The sequence below is a fragment of the Streptomyces sp. NPDC052396 genome (genome assembly GCF_044593195.1).
Lineage (GTDB): Bacteria > Actinomycetota > Actinomycetes > Streptomycetales > Streptomycetaceae > Streptomyces.
Map to the genome: position 1 here is coordinate 1 of NZ_JBIUAW010000031.1, position 17,326 is coordinate 17,326.

17 protein-coding genes and 1 pseudogene are annotated in these 17,326 nt (G+C 66.8%); 7 read left to right on the forward strand and 11 right to left on the reverse strand.

Features of this window, described 5'->3' with window-relative positions:
* Positions 1 to 144: 144 nt before the first annotated feature.
* Positions 145 to 549: a hypothetical protein gene (locus ACIHFE_RS34215; protein ID WP_400112939.1), complete on the forward strand. Its 405-nt coding sequence runs from the start codon at positions 145 to 147 to the stop codon at positions 547 to 549.
* 16 nt (positions 550 to 565) lie between these two features.
* Positions 566 to 1,132 carry a hypothetical protein gene (locus tag ACIHFE_RS34220; protein ID WP_400112941.1) on the forward strand — a complete coding sequence of 189 codons (567 nt, stop codon included), beginning with the start codon at positions 566 to 568 and terminating at the stop codon, positions 1,130 to 1,132.
* Here ACIHFE_RS34220 and ACIHFE_RS34225 read toward each other — a convergent pair.
* From ACIHFE_RS34225 to ACIHFE_RS34235, 3 genes are read right to left on the reverse strand one after another with little or no spacing between them, the layout of a single operon-like run.
* A complete protein-coding gene (locus ACIHFE_RS34225; protein ID WP_400112943.1) occupies positions 1,072 to 1,668 on the reverse strand; it encodes a hypothetical protein in 597 nt (198 codons plus the stop codon). The two genes, ACIHFE_RS34220 and ACIHFE_RS34225, sit on opposite strands and share 61 nt — an antisense overlap.
* Positions 1,665 to 1,799 carry a hypothetical protein gene (locus ACIHFE_RS34230; RefSeq protein ID WP_400112945.1) on the reverse strand — a complete coding sequence of 45 codons (135 nt, stop codon included), beginning with the start codon at positions 1,797 to 1,799 and terminating at the stop codon, positions 1,665 to 1,667. Before ACIHFE_RS34230 ends, ACIHFE_RS34225 begins: the two co-directional genes overlap by 4 nt.
* 29 nt (positions 1,800 to 1,828) lie before the next feature.
* On the reverse strand, positions 1,829 to 2,083 hold the full coding sequence (locus ACIHFE_RS34235) for a Tn3 family transposase (protein WP_400112969.1): 255 nt from the start codon (positions 2,081 to 2,083) through the stop codon (positions 1,829 to 1,831).
* A 566-nt stretch (positions 2,084 to 2,649) separates the two neighbouring features.
* On the opposite strand from ACIHFE_RS34235, the gene ACIHFE_RS34240 reads away from it, so the two are divergent.
* The 3 genes from ACIHFE_RS34240 (at position 2,650) to ACIHFE_RS34250 (ending at position 4,450) form a co-directional block, all read left to right on the forward strand.
* Positions 2,650 to 3,240, forward strand: a complete 591-nt coding sequence (locus tag ACIHFE_RS34240) for a restriction endonuclease (RefSeq protein ID WP_400112948.1) — start codon at positions 2,650 to 2,652, stop codon at positions 3,238 to 3,240.
* Between the two features lie 143 nt (positions 3,241 to 3,383).
* Entirely contained in the window at positions 3,384 to 3,896 is a 513-nt protein-coding gene (locus tag ACIHFE_RS34245; protein WP_400112949.1) for a hypothetical protein, read from the forward strand.
* Between the two features lie 53 nt (positions 3,897 to 3,949).
* On the forward strand, positions 3,950 to 4,450 hold the full coding sequence (locus tag ACIHFE_RS34250) for a hypothetical protein (protein WP_400112951.1): 501 nt from the start codon (positions 3,950 to 3,952) through the stop codon (positions 4,448 to 4,450).
* A gap of 219 nt (positions 4,451 to 4,669) precedes the next feature.
* Here ACIHFE_RS34250 and ACIHFE_RS34255 read toward each other — a convergent pair whose 3' ends face one another.
* From ACIHFE_RS34255 to ACIHFE_RS34280, 6 genes are all read right to left on the reverse strand, one after another.
* Complete coding sequence (locus ACIHFE_RS34255; RefSeq protein ID WP_400112953.1) at positions 4,670 to 7,936, reverse strand: DEAD/DEAH box helicase; 3,267 nt, start codon at positions 7,934 to 7,936, stop codon at positions 4,670 to 4,672.
* A 945-nt stretch (positions 7,937 to 8,881) separates the two neighbouring features.
* The gene (locus ACIHFE_RS34260) at positions 8,882 to 9,427 is read right to left on the reverse strand and encodes a GNAT family N-acetyltransferase (protein ID WP_400112970.1); all 546 of its coding nucleotides are present in this window, start codon (positions 9,425 to 9,427) and stop codon (positions 8,882 to 8,884) included.
* Positions 9,316 to 9,999 (reverse strand): DUF4279 domain-containing protein, encoded by a 684-nt coding sequence (locus ACIHFE_RS34265; protein WP_400112955.1) that lies wholly within the window; start codon positions 9,997 to 9,999, stop codon positions 9,316 to 9,318. The genes ACIHFE_RS34260 and ACIHFE_RS34265 overlap by 112 nt, the downstream gene beginning before the upstream one ends.
* Positions 10,000 to 10,518: 519 nt before the next feature.
* A complete protein-coding gene (locus ACIHFE_RS34270) occupies positions 10,519 to 10,716 on the reverse strand; it encodes a hypothetical protein (protein ID WP_400112956.1) in 198 nt (65 codons plus the stop codon).
* A 123-nt stretch (positions 10,717 to 10,839) separates the two neighbouring features.
* A complete protein-coding gene (locus ACIHFE_RS34275) occupies positions 10,840 to 11,400 on the reverse strand; it encodes a hypothetical protein (protein WP_400112959.1) in 561 nt (186 codons plus the stop codon).
* 752 nt (positions 11,401 to 12,152) lie between these two features.
* Positions 12,153 to 13,052 carry a hypothetical protein gene (locus ACIHFE_RS34280; RefSeq protein WP_400112961.1) on the reverse strand — a complete coding sequence of 300 codons (900 nt, stop codon included), beginning with the start codon at positions 13,050 to 13,052 and terminating at the stop codon, positions 12,153 to 12,155.
* Between the two features lie 1,231 nt (positions 13,053 to 14,283).
* Here ACIHFE_RS34280 and ACIHFE_RS34285 point away from each other — a divergent pair.
* Positions 14,284 to 15,062, forward strand: a pseudogene (locus ACIHFE_RS34285) (IS256 family transposase); the annotation flags it as partial.
* Positions 15,063 to 15,213: 151 nt separating this feature from the next.
* Here the strand turns inward: ACIHFE_RS34285 and ACIHFE_RS34290 are convergent.
* Positions 15,214 to 15,468, reverse strand: coding sequence for a transposase (locus tag ACIHFE_RS34290; RefSeq protein WP_400112962.1), 255 nt, complete (start codon positions 15,466 to 15,468; stop codon positions 15,214 to 15,216).
* 13 nt (positions 15,469 to 15,481) lie between these two features.
* On the reverse strand, positions 15,482 to 15,997 hold the full coding sequence (locus ACIHFE_RS34295; protein ID WP_400112963.1) for a recombinase family protein: 516 nt from the start codon (positions 15,995 to 15,997) through the stop codon (positions 15,482 to 15,484).
* Between the two features lie 474 nt (positions 15,998 to 16,471).
* Here ACIHFE_RS34295 and ACIHFE_RS34300 point away from each other — a divergent pair, with 474 nt between their 5' ends.
* Complete coding sequence (locus ACIHFE_RS34300) at positions 16,472 to 16,990, forward strand: hypothetical protein (protein WP_400112966.1); 519 nt, start codon at positions 16,472 to 16,474, stop codon at positions 16,988 to 16,990.
* Positions 16,991 to 17,326 lie beyond the last annotated feature (336 nt).

Below are 17,326 nucleotides of genomic sequence, written 5' to 3' on the forward strand. Positions count from 1 at the left end.
AGTGCGGTCACGAGGGTGGTCAAGTTCGTCGTCACAAACGGATCTTGAGCACCCTCGCCTCATGCCCGCAGGCATTCGGAAAGACTCGTCTAGGCCCAGATCCGGCTGTTCTTGGGCGGCACGTGCGACGGCGTCGACGGCCTGGTGACGCTGCGCGTCGTCGAGGGCGTCGTGCTGCAGGAAGTGCTCGACGAACTCGTCGCCGTTGTCCTGTTCGACATTGGTCAGCAAGGTGGCGGCGAGGGGCTGGCCGATGGAGCCCCAGTGGGTTCCGTCGGTGGACGGGTAGGCGGCGGCCAGCAGGCCGTCGAACCGCGCGAGTTCACGGGCGTCTGGGCTTTCATGTCCGTGGTGGCAGGCTTCGAGCCCTGCGCGGATCGCTGCTTTCCCGTCCTGGGCGGTCTGGGCACCGGCGAGGTACTGGGCAACGATCAGGCTGCGGATGAGTTTCTCCTTGACCGTCTCGCCCGGCATGCGAGCTGCGGCGATCTGGCGCAGGTATTCCTCCTCGTTCGCGACGAGGACGTCGATGGGCCGGTCGTGCAGTGAGGAAGTCGGGGTTGGCGTGGGCGAGAACGTCGGCGAGCGCTGCGATGTGGTGGTAGATGACGGTCTGCCGCCAGTCATATTCGACGCCCTCGCCATACTCGCACGGGGCGTCGGCCACCACGGTTCGCTGCCAGGTCTTATCCCCGTGCCCGGTCTTCTGCAGGAGCCGGATGCGGCGGGCGAAGGCGACTTGGGCCTCAACAGAGAGATCTTCGGCGCTGTGGCCGTCAAAGGCGTCGTCTGGTGTGACGCGGAAGATCGTGTCAGCGAGGCCGGCGTGGTGGGCGCGCAGGTAGCGGTGCAGGCTCGGACACCAACCGTCCAGTCCCCGAGCCGGCAGCAGGAGCCGGACCTTGTGACCGTCGTGCCGTTCGGCCAGGGCAGCAGCCAGCTCACGCACGGCTGCGACCCGGGTTTCAGCGAGGTCGACGGCGACCAGGAGCGGGCAGGCGGCCGATGCGAGCGCCTGGAACGCGGCGGTTTCCTTGCAAATAGATTCGATGGGAACCCCGGGCTGTCTGACTACTCGGCGGACTGGCGGGCGCGGCGGTTCCGCCGCAGAAGCCACCAGGCCGAACCGTAGAGGGCAACGGCCGCCAAGCCAATCGTGGAGACGTACACCCACAGCGGCGCATTCGTATGACGGGCAGCAGCGGCGCCCCGTCCGGAGTCGCTGACCGTGATCGATGTCCGAAGGGGACGATGATTGGCGTCGTGCAGCCTCGGGACGGTGATGGGGTAGGAGCCAGGCTCGGCATCGCGGCGGATGTGCGCCGTTGTCATGATCTTCCACTTCAGGCTCTTGCCAATGGTGGTGGCATCCGTGCTGCTCACGGGGACATCGGAAACGAAGGCCGGCGACTGCAATGTCCAGGATTCGCCTTTGGGGAGCAGGCCCCCACTGGTTCTGAGCATGAGCGACACGGCGGCGCCAGGTGCGATTTCCGGGGCGCCCTCCGGTTCGTTCCCGTCGGGGCCGGGAGACACCACAAGCCACCAGGATCTGTCGCTGGCCCGCTTCTGGTCTTCCGCGTGAACAGGCTGTCCCCCGCACAAGGCCAGAAAGGCGAATGCCATCAGGAGGAGCGAGGCAAGCCGTGCCCGGGCAAGTGCAGTCACCTTGGGGTCCATTCGTAGCCGTCATCGTCCAGGACATCGCCGAACCGGTCCTGGAGCAGGTCAGCCAGGTCGTCGGCGGACTGGTCCTGAGCCTGGGCGGGGGCGGGGTGCTCGGGGCGGCTGCTGGTCATGCCGCGTCTCCGGGGTCGAGCATGGGTTCTTACCGGCCGGGTGGGATGTGCAGCGCAGAAGTGTCGTAGTCGCCGAAGTGTAGGACGTTGTCGCACCAGTGGGGGCTGATCGCGGCAAGGCCGTCGGCCCGCACTGTCCACCCGTCGGTGGCCATCTGCCACAGCATGGTGGTCACGTCGATGGACGTGAACAAGATCATCGAACTCGCCGCTAAGTCAAGGAACTTGACGGCCTGCTCCTGCAGTTCCGGACGAGGGTTCCGTTTAACGCTGCTGCAGTGAATTGATCCGGAACACCCCCGCGGGCGCGGGACGGACTATGACGTAATCCAACGCGAGGAGAAGATTGGCGGAACACCCCCGCGAGTGCGGGACGGACCCTTTCTGGCCTGCGCTTTAGTGACGCCTTTGCATCTTCTTTGCCGATGGCCCTGCTGTGTCCGGTGGTCGCACGTGGTCCACCTTACGGGCAACGCCCTCTGGACCGCCGGAGAGTCGCTGGAGGCCATGTGCTCTGCAAAGCTCTGCCGCGTAGGCAACCGGAACTGAGCGGAGCCTCAGTGAGCGGGACCGCGGATGCCGCCGGACATAGGTGAATGCAACTAAAGCTGCAACCAGATGGCTGTCTGTTCTTGCAGCTCAGGGTGGGGGAGTGGTGCCGGGGCCGGACCGCGGTCTTCTCCAGTGAGACGTCTGTTCGTCACACTACCCAGCGGGTCGGACGAGGGGGGCCGTGATGACGAACCGGCGGAGACGACGTTCTGCGGTCCGGCGCAGACGGGAGGCTATAGCCAAGGCCGGCTTAGTCGGCGGGGTGCTGCTGCTGATCGGGTGCGTGGTGTTCTGATCGGTGGTCTGGCCGTACCTCCTGGCGGTGGGCGTGGCAGGCGGTCTGGGCGCGCTGGGGTGGCGGCTGTGGCGGACCGACCGGCTGCTGCGGAGCCGGGACCGGACTTGGCGTCGGCAGGAGGCGGTGAAGGCTGGTCACAGGACACTGGCCGACGTCGACAAGATGTCCGGGACCGAGTTCGAGGAACTGGTCGCGGAACTCTGTCGTCGTGACGGTTGCTCGGAGGTCCGCAGGGTGGGCGGCGCCGGTGATCAGGGAGCGGACGTGGTCGGTCGGCTGCCGGACGGGCGAGCCATGGTCGTGCAGTGCAAGCGCTACGCGCCGAAGAGTTCGATCGCGAGCCGTGAGCTGCGTGACCTGCTGGGGTCAAAGGTCCACTTCGGTGCGGATGTCGCCGTCTTCGTGACGACGACCCGGCTGAGCCGCCCGGCAGAGGACTTCGCGCGTACGAACGGCATCGTCGCCATACACCGCGACCTTCTCGGCCTCTGGAACAACGGCGCGTTGCTGGCAGCTGTAGCCAGCGTGAACGGTGCCGGCCAAGGCGATCGGAACCACCAGAGGCGGTGGAAGAAGACCTACGGTGCGTAGGGAGTTGAAAGGCTTCAAGCGTCGTGGGTGGCTATTCCGACAATGTGAGCGGAAGGCTCTGGCCCGGTGTTGTGGCGGTTACCTGTCCGACTAGCCTGACGAGTCGTCAGGTTCGTTTGGATTGCTGGACGGAGAGGCCAATCATGAACGGACGAGGCAAGTTCCTGGGGTCGGGAGCGACTGTGCTCGCCGCATTGGCGCTTGCGGGCACCACGTCGCTCGCCTATGCGGCGCCGGCGGCTCACCTCCCTCAGCCGCCCAAGCCGAAGCCCGTCGTCACGGTGGGACCTGCAGGCGGCCAGGACACGGTTACCTGTGACTTGATAGCGCAAAAGCCGCACTACAGCGGTGGGGTGGTCACGGGAGTGGGCGGGATCGACCATTGCACGCCGCACAGGCCGGATGCGTGCACCACGGAGGCGGAACTGTGGATCTGGATGCCCGGCCCCCAGCAGTGGGCCCCGGCTGGTGATGCGGGCCGCAACCACGCCTGCCCGCCGCCACGCCGTACTGCGAGGTCCAGCGTCCACTGTGAGTACAAGCGTGAGTACCCGAACTACGGCTACAAGACCATCACCACCGGGGCCATCGTGTACGGCGGCAGCAGGGACAGCGGTGCCGCAGACGGTGACGTCCTCTACTTGAGATGCGTCTGACAGGCACCATGTGCATGGGTGCGCGATGGCTGGCCCCCATGCACAATGCCCTGATGGATACCGCGAGTCCGGGCTCCAATGATCCTTGGTCTGCGTCCGCAGCTTTTGCCACTCGGATCGTCGCTTCGGTCAGCCACATGACCGGTGCCGGTGATGAGCAGACTCAGCGCTTCCGGACGTGGCAGATCGACGCGCGCACCGGCAGAGCGCTTACCGAAGTGCTCATCCAACTCGGCATTCACGCAGCCATCCTCGACCTTGGCAAAAGCGACACGGGCTGTACCGGCCCGATGGACGGACTACGACTCAAGGCGGTCGCGGAGTCCCTGCGCACCCGCCCGCGGCATGAGCTCTTTGCCTCCCTGCCGCCCGACGATGAGTACCAAATGCACCGGGTCGACGAATTGCGGCTGATGTCGTACACCGCCACCTCACGCAGCAGCTTGTCCTTGGAACGGCTCGTCCAGGAAGCGGCCACCATGATGCTGACCGCCGCAGACCGACTCCCCGGCCCACACCCGGTACTCGCAGATTTACTCCCCGAGGATGAGTGAGCGTCATGAGATAACCGGGTGCGACAAACCGTTTGTGCGGCCGCATCCGTCAGCACGTATGGCGCAGCGTGTCCGATAATCTCCGATCCCGTGGAAGGACTGATCGCCACACGGGAGTTCAGCAGGGCCGCAAACGGCGCCAGCGGTGATTTACCCGTCCGTCGGCTGCCATGGCCAAGGGATCCCGCCCAGGCGGCGGCCTGGAGCCCTGATGCCGGTCTATCGCCGCCAGGTGTGGACCGGGAGCGCATCAGCGAGCGTGGCGAAGAAGCGCTGGTCGCGCCAGGCATCGCGGTCGCCGATGACGAAGAGGCGACGCTTGGCGCGACTGACGGCAACATTGAGGAGATTGGGCCGCGCAGCTGCCCAGGTACGCGCACCGGGCCGACGCGGATCACTGCCCAGCACCACGATCACCACGTCGGCTTCCTTGCCCTGGGTAGTGTGAATCGTGCCGACGCGCCCTTCGGGCAACAGCCCGCGACAGACCCGCTCAGCCCCACGGACCACGGCCCGGAACGGACTGATGACGTACACGTCCTCGGCGAGATCGACACCCCCCTCATCGCGGAGCTTTTCCACCACAGCGCGCAGCGCCCGGCCTTCCTCGGCAATCCAGTGCCCGTCGGCCTCACTCACGGTCACGTGCACCCAGCAGCTGCGGGGCCGGTAACGGTAGTCGCCGCGCTTCGGGGTGCCGTAGACCATGAGGTTGTCGTAGGCGATGGCGTTGCTGACGGAGAACATCGGGTCGTCGCAGCGGCGGTGGACGCGCAACGGGCTGCCCACCCACACTTCCTGCTGCCCGTCAGGGAGCTCTGCCGGCAGCCATGTGCCATAGCGGTTGGTGCGGTCGGCGAGTTGCTGGACCGAGGTACGGCTGGGAGCCCACTGCTCGTCCACGCCGAACTCACGGCCCAGGGCCCGCTGAGCGGTCCACGGCAGCACCACCACCGGCTCGAGCTGGAGCGGGTCACCGACCACCACGGTGCGCGCAGCGCGCCAGATGCCGCCGACGGCCATCTGTCCTGTGGCCTGGCCGGCTTCGTCGATGAACAGCCAGCCCAAGGACTCCTGCCCCAGACGCCCGACGACACGGTCCAACGACGCAAAGGTCGTCGAGACGACGGGAACGAGCAGGAACAGGCTCTGCCAGGCCGCTTGGAGAGCATCCTTCTTCACGGTCCAGGGCACGCTGCCGGCCACCGCATCCATGGCGGCCATCAAGTTCGCGTACATGGTGCGCGCGGTGCAGCGCAGGAACGCCTCGTGCAGGCCGAGCGCCGCCAAGAACACCTCGCTGCGGGCCCGGGCGATCTCCTCATCCCCCCACGGAGCAGCCAGTTCCCGCGCCGTGTCATCAGACAGCCACTCCTGCACCGGCACATGCGGGCCCCACACGGCCCGCGCCCGGTCGACCACATCCTGCTGTGCAGCCAGTTCGGCGGCCGCCGCCTGCCGTGCCCGCAAACACGCCAGATGCTCCGCGACGGCCCGGGAAGCAGCTTGGTGCGCCGCCTCGCACGCGGCCTGCGCGGCAACACAGGCACCCTCGGCTTCTTGCACGCGGGCCGCGAGCTCCTGGTCCCGGTGATGCCAGTCCCGCCCGGCCCGCCCCAGGGTGGACAGGCTCACCACGAAGCCCGGCCGCCGCGCGAAGTGCCCCTCCCGCTCCTCCTGCGCCTGCCCGAGCAGACGCTGCGCCCGCACCAGGGCGCTGTCTGCCACCGGGAGGGCCTGCTGGCAGTACGCCTCCCGCTCGGCCGCGCCCTCGATCGCCTGCTGCGCCCGTGCCAACGCAGAGTGCAGCAGGGGAAGTTGTTCCAGGGCGGCCGCAGCCGCCGCCCGGTCCGCCTGCAACCGCTCCACCTCGGCGAGCGCCGCCTGGAAGCGCTCCTTGGCCTGCCGCCACACCCCGCTCTGCGGCGTGCTCATCCACTCCCGCAGCAGCTGGGACACGCCCCGCTCACTGTCGACCCAGGCGTCACGCCGACGGGAGAGCCTGCCCGAGGCGGGCGGCGCCGCGCCCTCGTCCGTGATCTTGTACTTGCCGTGCCAGAGCCGGTTGATGAACTCCATGCGGTTCTTCTTGTTCCCCAGCCGGGCCGCGACCGCACCCCACGCGGGCGTTCCCCTCAGCAGTCGAGTGGCCTGTTCGGCGAAGTAGTCCGCCTCCGCGCGCCACGGTGCGCCAAGCTCCCTACGAGCGGGGATCTCGGTGGAAATGTTCTCCACCGCCCCGTTGTTGGCGGAGGCCACGACCATCTCGAACCCGGTGAACTCCGCCCGCAACGGCGTGACGGTACGGGTGTAGTTGCCGCTCTTCCAGGTGTACGGCTTGTGGTCGGCGAAAGCCTGGGAAGGCAGGCGCAGCTGTGCCAGTCTGCGGGCGCGTTCCGTGATCACTGCGCTGAAGCAGTCCCGCAGCATCGTGGTCTTGCCGGTTCCCGGCGGCCCGTTCACGGCGAACAACCCGCTCGCCTCGCCAAGCTGGGACCAGAGGGTGTTCACGGCGAACTGCTGGCTCAGCGCGAGCGGATGCTCCGGCTCAGCAGGCCATCGGCCCTGCGGGGTGGACAAGGGCGCGACCGCATCCAGCGCGGCCTGCGGCCGGCTGCGCAGATCGACCCTCCACGCGGTGTTCACCTCCTGCGACGGGGTGAGGTAGGAGGCCAGGCCCGCGCCGGGCGTACTCGTGCGCAACACCTCTGCCACCAGCCCCAGATCGCCGGCGATAAAACTGTTCAGGAAGTCCTGCTGATCGGCGTCGGCCGTCTGCTGCACCCGCACAGTCGTGCTGCGCACGCGTACCTCGCCAGGTGCCAGCGTCTCCTCGAGCCCCCAGGCCGCCGTCAGATCGCGGACGAAGCCGAGCAGGTCCTTCGCCGTGAGGCGGCGCGATCCCACCTGTTCGGCATCGTCATCGTCGTCCGGCCCATCCTCAAGGTCCTCGTCCTCGCAGTCGTCTTCCGCGTGGGCGGCAGCCGCCGGCTCGCTTGCGGGGACGTCACCGAGGTCGGCGGCCCGGGCGAGCCACATCGCAGCCTCGTCATCGAAGCCGTCCAACCAGCCCTTGCGGCCCGGCCCCGGTGCCAGGGCCCGGCCAGTGGCCCAAGCACAGGCGGACACCACAGGGGAGTCCAGCAGCAGCCGTCCCTCATCGGTGACGGTCAAGGCGAACAGGGCGCTCTCACCGTCCATCCGACCGTCGTGGTCCTCCTCGCTCTCCCCGAAAACAGCGAGAAGCGTGTCGCGCACCGCCCGCAGCCGGTACGCACCGCCATAGACCACGTGCTGCCACGCGTAGCCAGGTTCCAGCGGCACCGACCGCAGCGGATGCCCCTCCTCCCACGGCAGTGGGTCATCGGCGGTCACCAGGAAGACGCGCTCCCGGACGGAGACGGCCGGGATCTTCTGCGGACTGAACAGTTCCACCGCCCGCCAGTACTCGACGATCCCGGCCCTACGCTGCTGCACATCCGCCATGATGCCCCCACCCACCCGTTGCGCCGATTTTCGTCTTGCACCCTATGCACGGCGACAGGCGCCCGGAAGATCGGGCTCGAGGTGGTCATGCCATGGTTCATGGCTGGCACCGGACGCTGGACACCTGCTGGGCCGTGCGGTGCCAGGGAACACCCAACGCAGCCTGCGAGCGATCAGCGGCCAGTCAATCAGGGGCTGATCCGCCGTGCCACCTCGCACCAGCCAAATGCCCAGCAGTTGTGGGTGCGGGGCATGGGCACCTCAACTCGCTCCTGTCTGACGAGCCTTGCTAACGCGTATCAGCTGTCATGAAGGCGTTCGCCGCAACAAGTGCCACACAATGACTCCGGACTGCGGCGTCCGCTTCCAGCCGGCCAGAGTTCCGGCCTGGATGAGCCAGTCCAGTAAAACCTCCGGCTGTTCCACGGACAGGGCGCATACGCGGGCGAGGTGTTCGACGTCGACGCCCGCGGCCTCAGTGTTGAGAGCGGTGACATCTGAGAGCCTCTCCGCGAGTGCGGGACGGATGTGCGCACGGCCAGGTCGTCGAGTGGTACGGCGGAACACCCCCGCGCCTGCGGGACGGACTTCCTGGGCGGCGCGGACAAGGTCGGGGACCTCGGAACACCCCCGCGCCTGCGGGACGGACACTTCGTGACCTGCGCTTTAGTAGCTCCTTTGTCATCTCTTGACTGGCGTTGCCGCTGTAGAGACTGTTCTCACGTCACTCACCCTACGGCCGTGCCAACAGCTAGGTCGAAGGCCGCTATCGCCGAGATGTATCCGGCGATTGCTTGCACTCTCTGTGCCTCGCGTGCGGAACGCCAAGACGCCGGAACACTCTGCAGGCGCGGGACGGACGCGGCGCGGTCGATGTGCTCCACGGGGGCTCCGGAACGCCCCCGCAGGCGCGGGACACATGCTGGAGGCGCGGGGTGAGACTCGTCAGAGCTGTCGGAGGGGCCGCGTCATGATTGCGAAGACCGGTGAGTCCTTGAAAGGCTGCTGTTTGCTGGCCTCTTCGTAGCCCCAGTTCTCATAGACGGCCTTCACCTTGCCGTTGCCGGCGGCCGGGTTCACCAGGAGCGTCACGCGTTCCTCGGTGTGCCCCGCGAGCAGTTCGTCGTGAAGGCGTTGGGCGACGCCACGGCCGCGCCAGGCTTTGCGGACACAGATTTCCTGGAAGGCGAGGGTTCTGGCGCCGGTCTCGGTTGTGTATCCGTCGGGCAGCGGGGTGATCATTGAGGCCCACCATCGTGTGTCGGGGCCGAGTGGGGTGCCGAAGCAGAACCCCATTGGTTCTCCACTGGGCAGGCTTGCGACGACGGTCTCCCAGCCAGGGCGCTTGGCGTAGGCAAGCAGGCGCTCGTCGAACCGCTCTACGGTGTTGAACGGGCGGTCGAGGAGCCCGAAGTCGCCCCGGACCTCGACGTGGAGATCCAGGATTGTTCGGCGAACCTCGTCCACGTCGCGGCTGCGGCGGAACTGGATGTCAGGCACTGAGGACGTCCTTCCGGTAGGCGTTTCACTCCTGGGCACGGTTCAAGCGACCCCGTCAGGCGTCCTCGTCCGCTCAAGTCGTACTCGTCGACGTCGAGTTCGGCACCAACGGCGCTGATAAATTCCAGGACATGTCGGTCCAAGTGCCAGCCGAAGAGGTTGGGAGAGTCCGAATCGCCTGGCCGATCGGGCAGCTGATCCCGTTCGATGCCGTTGAAGTAGCGCACGATCTGAAGAACCGCTCCGCCGCCTTCTGCGGTCAGACGACCAGCGAGTTTGGGGATGAGGTCTGTGTGCGGCCGAAGTTTATTGAGGATGTGGGCGATCTGCTCGTCGACCCCCAGGTCCGGCTCCCGGCAGTAGACCTTCCAGCGATGAGTAACCGGCACCACTACCGGCTCGGTTGAGCGGCTGTCCCGGACTGTCACCTCATCAGGCGTGATGTTCAGCAGCGAGGCCATCTCATTCGCAGAGGTGTGCGGGCTGGTCAGGGCGAAGTAGGCGTACTGGCGAACGGGCATCCGTGAAGGGTAACGGCAATGGCCACATGCCGATATCCTCATAGTGCGTATCGAAGCGGTCGAACCTCCTGTCCGCGATCGTTATCGGAACCGTGTCGAGCCGGAAGGCGAGGCCACATCTTCAACGCCATTCTCGCGTTCGTTCTTCAAAAGCAGTACGCGCTGGTGAATGTCCATGGCGACGGCTTTGACGGGAGACGGGCCAGGTCGGGGGCGTTGTAGGTCATCACTGTCCTTCGCGGAGCATCACCTTCCAAGGGCCGTGCGGAACAGAGCGCGCCACCGTCAACGCGCCATCCACAAAAGTGAATTGTCCGAGTCGACAGTCCATCGCTGTACCCAGATACCGAAGGACTCCCCTCTCGGCTGAAGTCTCGGCGGACCGCTTCTGCTTGAGGAATGCCTTCGACACCACACAGCCACAACACCGGTGTCCCGCGGCTGGACGAGGTAGGGCCGCCCGCCACTCTCAGTGAAGGCCTCGTGGGCCGGGGCCCGGGAAGGTATGACGATCCCCTTCAAACAGCCCGGTTGACTTCCAGAAGCCAACCGGTGCCGCTATCAACGAATTAGCGTCTGCCTGAACAGCCAGAAGGTGTGCTTCAGGTCACATCTGCGCAATCCGTCGGCGCACAGCAGCGCGTCGGTGATCTCGAACAGGGCATCCGTCCGGGCAGTCAGGCAGCCGAAGAAGCCCGTTCGGAAGCAGAACAACACGAACAGGAACTCGACGCGGTCGGCGTCGTCCAGCAGACTCACCCACACGGCCCTGGTCAGTGATCAGGTGCTTCGCAACCCGCATGATCACGCCAGGGCCGTTCCGCTGTCTAGTGACATCGGAACTTCATCACCCGCAGGCCATGCCCCCGTCGTAGAGGCGGCTCAGAGGGGTGCCATCTGCAACTCGCCGATGACCTGCAGGCCGAATTGCGCCGCCAGCCAGGTGGCACGTCGGGCTTCGATCCGCTTCACGTGGACGTACACCGTGTGGTCCGTCGAGGGCTCCTCAAGGTAGAGGTCGCGGACGTTCACGCACACTGTCACGTAGGCGCCTCTGGTACCCCCGCAGCCAAGGCCGACCTCAGGAGCCTCGGGCCAGCCGCTGAAATCCCAGCGCACCATGGCTGGGACGTTCCCTGCCGCAGCCAAGAACGCCTCCACGGCCTCCGGGGCCATGCACCATCTGCTCATAAAGACTGGGAGACACTCTGACGGGGAGTCACCCTTGCGCGAGGAGCCGTGCTGGTCGGCCCCGTAGGACCACCAGTCAGCATCCGGCATCACTCTGGTCAACCGCTCCAGCTCGTCGGCCGTGGAGACCCGTGCTTCGAAGTCGACTTCGAGTTGCCCGGTGTCAGCGAGATCAAGCAGTTGCCCAACAACTCGCAGTGCCTCGGCGATGTCCGTCGTCCTCAGCACTGCCTGCGCGTACGAGTTGCTCATGACGAGCAGTCTGCCAACCCGCCCCGCCGGTCGACGATCGAATGTCTGAACAGCCTCCGGCTCGGCGCCAGCAGCACCCTGGCAGCCCGCCAAGGTTGAAAACAAGCTGCGGCCCCGACCGGCCCGTTGCGGAACATCCCCGAGCCTGAGGGGCGGACCCGTACCGGTGGTTCCGGGTAGATCAGCAAGATGGAACACCCCGCCCGCGGGACGGACGGTCCGTCCAGCTCGATCCACCGCACCACCTTCGGAACACCCCCGCCCCTGCGGGACGGACATCCTGCCCCCGCATCCGTTCGGGTCGGACAACGGAACACCCCCGCGCCTGCGGGACGGACACTTCGCGACCTGCGCTTTAGTGACTCCTTTGCCATCTCTTGACTGGCGTTGCTGCTGTGGAGACTGTTCTCACGTCACTCACCCTATGTCGTGCCAACAGCTACGCTGGCCGAACGCCGCCATCGCCGAGACGGATCCGGCGATGGCTTGCGCTCTCTGTGACTCGCACGCGGAGCAACAAGACGCCGGAACATCCCTGTAGGTGAGGCACGGCCCCTGCCGAACGGCCCTCAGTTGGCACTGCAGCGGAACGCTTCCGTGGGCACGGCCGAGGCGTCGACCAGGTCGCGGATCAGGTCTCTGATGGCACAGCCTCGAACGCGGGCGGCCGGCCCTTCCATGAGCGGAATGGCTGCTTGAGGTTGCGCCAAGGTGAGCCTGATGCTGGCATGCGATTGTGCAGGAGCCGGGATTCAGGCGGTGAGCCATTGGACCATCTTCCGCATCACTTCCACGGGCAGCGATGGATGGCCGGCTGCGATCTCGGCCGTATCGCTGTCTCGCAACAGCTGGACCAAGACCCTCGTGGGTAGTTGGGGGTGCCTGCACGCCGCCCGGCGGACGGATTCGCGCGGGTCGTCGAGCAGTCGTACAGCCGATGCTCTTGTCAGACGGGGATCCTTCGCGGCCCGCAGCCGCACTTCCTCGTCGGTGTCGCGGCTGAACCGCTCCACCAGCTCAACCGTCGACTCCGGGTCATCCAGTGCGAGTTGGCGCAGGTGCGGGTTGGGCTCCTCGGCGTACCTGAGCAAGTCGTGGCGGGGGAAATTCGGGTGCCCGTGAGGCCGGTCCGGGTAGGAAAGGCTGCCGGCCCACCACTGCCACACTTTCAGGAGCAGGTCGGCGGGTGCGTCGTCGCAGGATTTGGCGAGGAACAACCGCACGACGCGGTCCTCGTCCCTGGCGAGCAGGTCGACAACGTCTGGCGGGAGGTGCCTGGCGCGGGCCACGCTTCTGCGCACCAGCAGGTGGGACGAGGCCGCCAGGCGGCGCATGGCGTCGGCGTCGTCATGGAGTGCCACGACCCAGTCGAGCGGGTACGAGCGGATGCCCGGGTCAAGTTTGATATGGATCTCTGCCCGTTGGGCCTCGGTGAGGTCGGGGCGTGTGGACACCATGAGGCGGACGGAGTCGTCCGGGTCCAGGGCGAGGACAGCGACCAGGTCCGGGGCCAGGTGCGGGTTGCCCGCGAGCAAGCGGCGCTGGGCGGGTTCACCGTGGTGGGCCAGGTGCTCGGCGAGGCCGTGCTCAAGACGGCAGGTCTGCACCACGTCGTCCTCGAGATCATCGGTTTCGAAGACCGCCCGGGTCACGGGCTGATCCTGGTGGTGCCGCAGCAGGGCCGCCGTGCGCACCCTGCCGTCGAGGTCGGTCAGCAACGTCTGCCGTGCGAGGCCATCCAGGTACGGCGATGCAGGGCGGCAAGCCGACGCCCTGCCGGATCGGGGTCGGCGGCCAAGGCGGCGAGCAGGCGTGCCGGCAGTCCGGGGAAACGGGTGACCTCCTCACGGATATCCGGGCGCAAGGATCGCCGGCGAGCTGTTCGTAGACCGTCTCGGTGAGCTCAGCGCGACGGTCCGCCACGAGAAGGGTGAGGATCCAGCGATGCCTGTCATCCTGCTCGCCGAAGATCAGCCGGGTCCACTGCCCGGGTGTGAGGCTGGGCTGGGCCTCGGCGAAGAGGCTGCGCACTTTCCAGTCCGGGTGCTCTATGGCCGCGTCCACGACCGAAGCCGGCAGTTGGCGCCATGGCAGGTAGTGCGAGTGGCCGAAGAGGCTCCGCAGGACGTCTTCAGGAGCGGCAGGGTTATGCGCCAGTCCGTGCGCCCATCTCTCGGCCAGTCGTTTCCGGGGCCTCGGTCCCTGCAAGAGCGATGCCCAGGCCGTTTCCTGCTCCTGGGGGTCTCTCGGGCGGTGGCCTGCGCGGATGCCTCCTGCCGCTGCTTGAGCTTTTCCACGGCGACGGGCCAGACCTCGTACTCCTCGGTCGTCACTCCCAGCAGTGTGTCCCCGTCGGCGGAGAGGGTGATGAACTCCGGCTGCCCGGGGCGGTCTGCCTACACGACGACGGTCGGTGTGGCCTGGGCCGCGATCACGGGTCGCCACGCGGCTCGCGGCGGCAGGACGTCTTCCACTTGCCGGCGTTCCACTATGTCCAGCCCGGCACGTCGGAGCAGTTCCGCGAGGTTGTTTCTCCCACCCGTCATGGGAGTGCATCCTGCCGCAAACGGCTTCGGACTACCCCAGCGGCTGGGGCAGAGACGCGGCGCGTATTCATATCAACCCATCTCGGCGACATTGGCTTCGTCTGAAGGCAAGCCTCATTGGCCAGTTGGGACCACCTGGACCGACCGAGGCTCATGCAGGGCTACGCCCAGGCAGGGCGGCCAACGAGCGGCCGCCGTAAGGGTTGCGTCCACGGAAGTGGTGTACGGGTTCCCGCCCGTTCCGGGGGTTTGATCCGGTAACGGGGTGAGGGTCCACATAGACAGACGGCCACCGGCTGATCTTCAAGACGACCAAGTCTCAAAGGAGATCAGCACGATGACCGCACCCGACAGTCTGCCCCTGCACGCACTCACCGAGGAGAACCTGGCCTCGGTGAGTCCCGACCTGCTCCACACGATGATCAAGACCTTCGCCGAGTCGATGATGTCCGCCGAGGCCGACGCCCTGTGCGGGGCCGGATATGGGCAGGTCAGTGACGAGCGCGTCAACCACCGCAACGGCTACCGTCCCCGCGAGTGGGACACCAGGGTCGGCACACTCGAACTGGCCATCCCCAAGTTCCGCAAGGGCAGTTACTTCCCCGCCTGGCTGCTCGAGCGCCGCCGCCGGGCCGAGCAGGCCCTCATCAGCGTGGTTGCCACCGCCTGCTGGGCGTCAGCACCCGCCGCGTCGAGAAACTTGCCAAGTCCCTTGGTGTCACTCAGCTATCGAAATCCCAGGTCAGCGCGATGGCCCGGTACCTGGACGAGCAGGTGGCCGCGTTCCGCGACCGCCTGCTGGACGCCGGCCCGTACACGTTCGTGTGGCTGGACGCCCTGACCCAGAAAGTCCGTGAAGGCGGCCGCACCGTCAACGTCCACGCGCTCGTCGCGACCGGGGTGAACGCCGACGACTACCGCGAGATCCTCGGCATCGACGTCGCCTCCTCGGAGGACGGGGCCGGATGGCTGGCCTTCCTGCGGTCTCCGGTCGCCCGCGGCCTGTCCGGCGTCCAGCTGGTCATCTCCGACGCTCACGCGGGCCTGGTCGAGGCGATCGGGGCTGCTCTTCCCGGCGCTTCGTGGCAAAGATGCAGGGCCCATTATTCGAGGAACTAACGACGAATGGACCGAAGCCCGCCGCTACATGGGCCGCGAACTCCTCGCCAAAGCCCGCCTCCACCCAATCGAGTCAGAAAACAACGAACCCGAAGCCCCAGCACAGCTCACCGCATAACCTCAGCAACAGATCGCCGAGTGGCCGTCGTTACACCACGCCACCGGACGTGGCCGTGAAGACCTTCTCCCAGGTGCCGTCCGCTGCCCACATCCGCAGCCGGTTGTGGGCACCCTTCCACGACCCGAAGTGCTCGGGCAGGTCCATCCAGGGCGTGCCCGTGCGGTACTCGAACGCGATCGCGTCGATCACCTGCCGGTGATCCCGCCAGCGCCCGCCCCGCTTCGGCGTCCGGTCCGGCAGCAATGGCTCGATCCGCGCCCACTGCGCGTCAGTCAGCGACACACCAGACCAACGATCAGATGATCCGAACGAAACGGCCTAGCGAAGCCATCCGGAGTGCCGAAACCCAGCCTTCTCGTAGGCTGCGCTCCCGCCCCGGTTCGGTTCCAGGACCTTCAACCACACCATCCGCAGCGCACCGACATGGAACGCCCAGTCCTGCATCGTCGGAACACTCCCGCGCCTGCGGGCGGCAGTGGTCGCGGCGGCTTCGTCGTACGCGGCGGGCGATCGAGGTGACGGATTCGTTGGCGTCGCGGCGCCGAAGTGCTACGGCGGGCATGTCGACGGCCGGCGGGCGGCCGCCGTGGCTGCCGTTCGCGGCGGCAGTGTCCAGGCCGGCCAAGGTCCGTTCGTGGATGAACTCCCGCTCGACCTCTGCCATCACGGCGAACACGACGAAGAGGACCTTGCCCGAACCCTGCGGGTCGTACATCCCGTCGAGCAGGCCGCCGAAGATCTCCAGGCGGTGGTCGCGTTCGGTGAGGGTGGGCCGCAAGCGGCCGGTGGCTTGGCGAAGGGCACGGCGCAAGCGCCGTGGCTCCGCCGCAAGCGGCGGAAAGGGCCGCGATGCTACCCGGTGGTTTCGGGGCTGAGGAAGTCTTTACCGAAAGGTGATCAGCGGGGCCCCTCCGAGAGCAAGAAGGGGGGCCGAGGGGCGCTTCGCTGCGGTGAGGGCAGTAGCCCTCTCCATTGGCACAAGTGTAATGGCCCCCCTTCTTACTCTCGCCCCGCAGATCACCTTTCGGCAAACACTTCCCCAGCCCCTTGCGCCGGGCGCCCAGCGCTTGCCCGTGGCCTGTCAGGCGCAAGCCTGGCGGAGCCGCCATCACGAATCGGAGCGGAGAACTCCGGTGCGGGCAGCCAGAAAAAGTGAGATCACTCGGAGGTTTTTACTTGCCGAATGAGTCGAGTACCTGTAAAGTTGTTGTTGTCAGAGGGGGACGGCACATCCCCCGGACCGACGGCCAAAGCCAGGCAAGACTCCACAACGAAAGGGCAGGTAATGACACTCAACTTCGACCAGGTGGTCAGCAACGGATACGCCAACTCCCGCTACGTCGGCCGTCTCCTCGGCTGCGTGCACGGCGTCTCGGACCAAGGCCGGAAGTGGGCGATCGCCAACGTCCTCGTGTTCACCGGCGACTTCTACTACCAGAACGGTCAGCAGATGCCGAGTTACGACAAGCACACGGTAATGGTGCCCGACGCGCAGGTTGACGAGTTCGTGAAGAAGTACCCGAAGCACGAGGTGAAGACACTGAAGACGAAGGCTCAGGCGGTCAAGCAGCGTGCCGAAAAGGCAAACAAGCCGGTGAACGGCATGAAGGTATGGGAAGACGTCTGCCGTGTGGACGAGTTCCGCATGGTCGCCTACACCGGGCGGATCAAGCCCAAGGGCCGGATCTACAAGACGCGCGACGGTCAGCAGAAGGTGGCGTTCGACCTGGAGGTCCAGCCCAACGCCATCGAGTTCGACTTGCCGGACGACGCCGACAAGGTGACGGTTCGGACGCAGTTCTGACAGCAGCCGGGTGGTGGCGGACGCTCCCGCCACCACCCAGCACCCCCGCGCGAATCGGACACCCCCTCCGGGGGTGACTGCCCCGCCGTCATGCGGTCGGCTCCGGCGCGCCGGCCCGCGCCTCCGCTTCGCTCCGGCGCGGGCCGGCGCGCCGGCGTGAAAAGCGCGGACGCCCCTACGGGGCGACAGCCTCAATGGCTTGCGGTGCTGCTGGGCCCTGGACGCTGACGCGTCCAGGGCCCAGCAGCACCCCAAACCGGCGGTGGACAAAAACGGAACAAGCCAGTGGCAACCAACACCCCCCCCCCGGCGCCGCCCCCCCCCCAACCCCCCACC

Bases quoted from the DNA above. Each gene is read 5' to 3' on its own strand.
- ACIHFE_RS34230 (WP_400112945.1), bottom strand. From the start codon at position 1,799: ATGACCAGCAGCCGCCCCGAGCACCCCGCCCCCGCCCAGGCTCAGGAC.
- ACIHFE_RS34245 (WP_400112949.1), top strand. From the start codon at position 3,384: ATGAACGGACGAGGCAAGTTCCTGGGGTCGGGAGCGACTGTGCTCGCC.
- ACIHFE_RS34250 (WP_400112951.1), top strand. From the start codon at position 3,950: ATGGATACCGCGAGTCCGGGCTCCAATGATCCTTGGTCTGCGTCCGCA.
- ACIHFE_RS34255 (WP_400112953.1), bottom strand. From the start codon at position 7,936: ATGGCGGATGTGCAGCAGCGTAGGGCCGGGATCGTCGAGTACTGGCGG.
- ACIHFE_RS34265 (WP_400112955.1), bottom strand. From the start codon at position 9,999: ATGAGGATATCGGCATGTGGCCATTGCCGTTACCCTTCACGGATGCCC.
- ACIHFE_RS34275 (WP_400112959.1), bottom strand. From the start codon at position 11,400: ATGAGCAACTCGTACGCGCAGGCAGTGCTGAGGACGACGGACATCGCC.
- ACIHFE_RS34300 (WP_400112966.1), top strand. From the start codon at position 16,472: ATGACACTCAACTTCGACCAGGTGGTCAGCAACGGATACGCCAACTCC.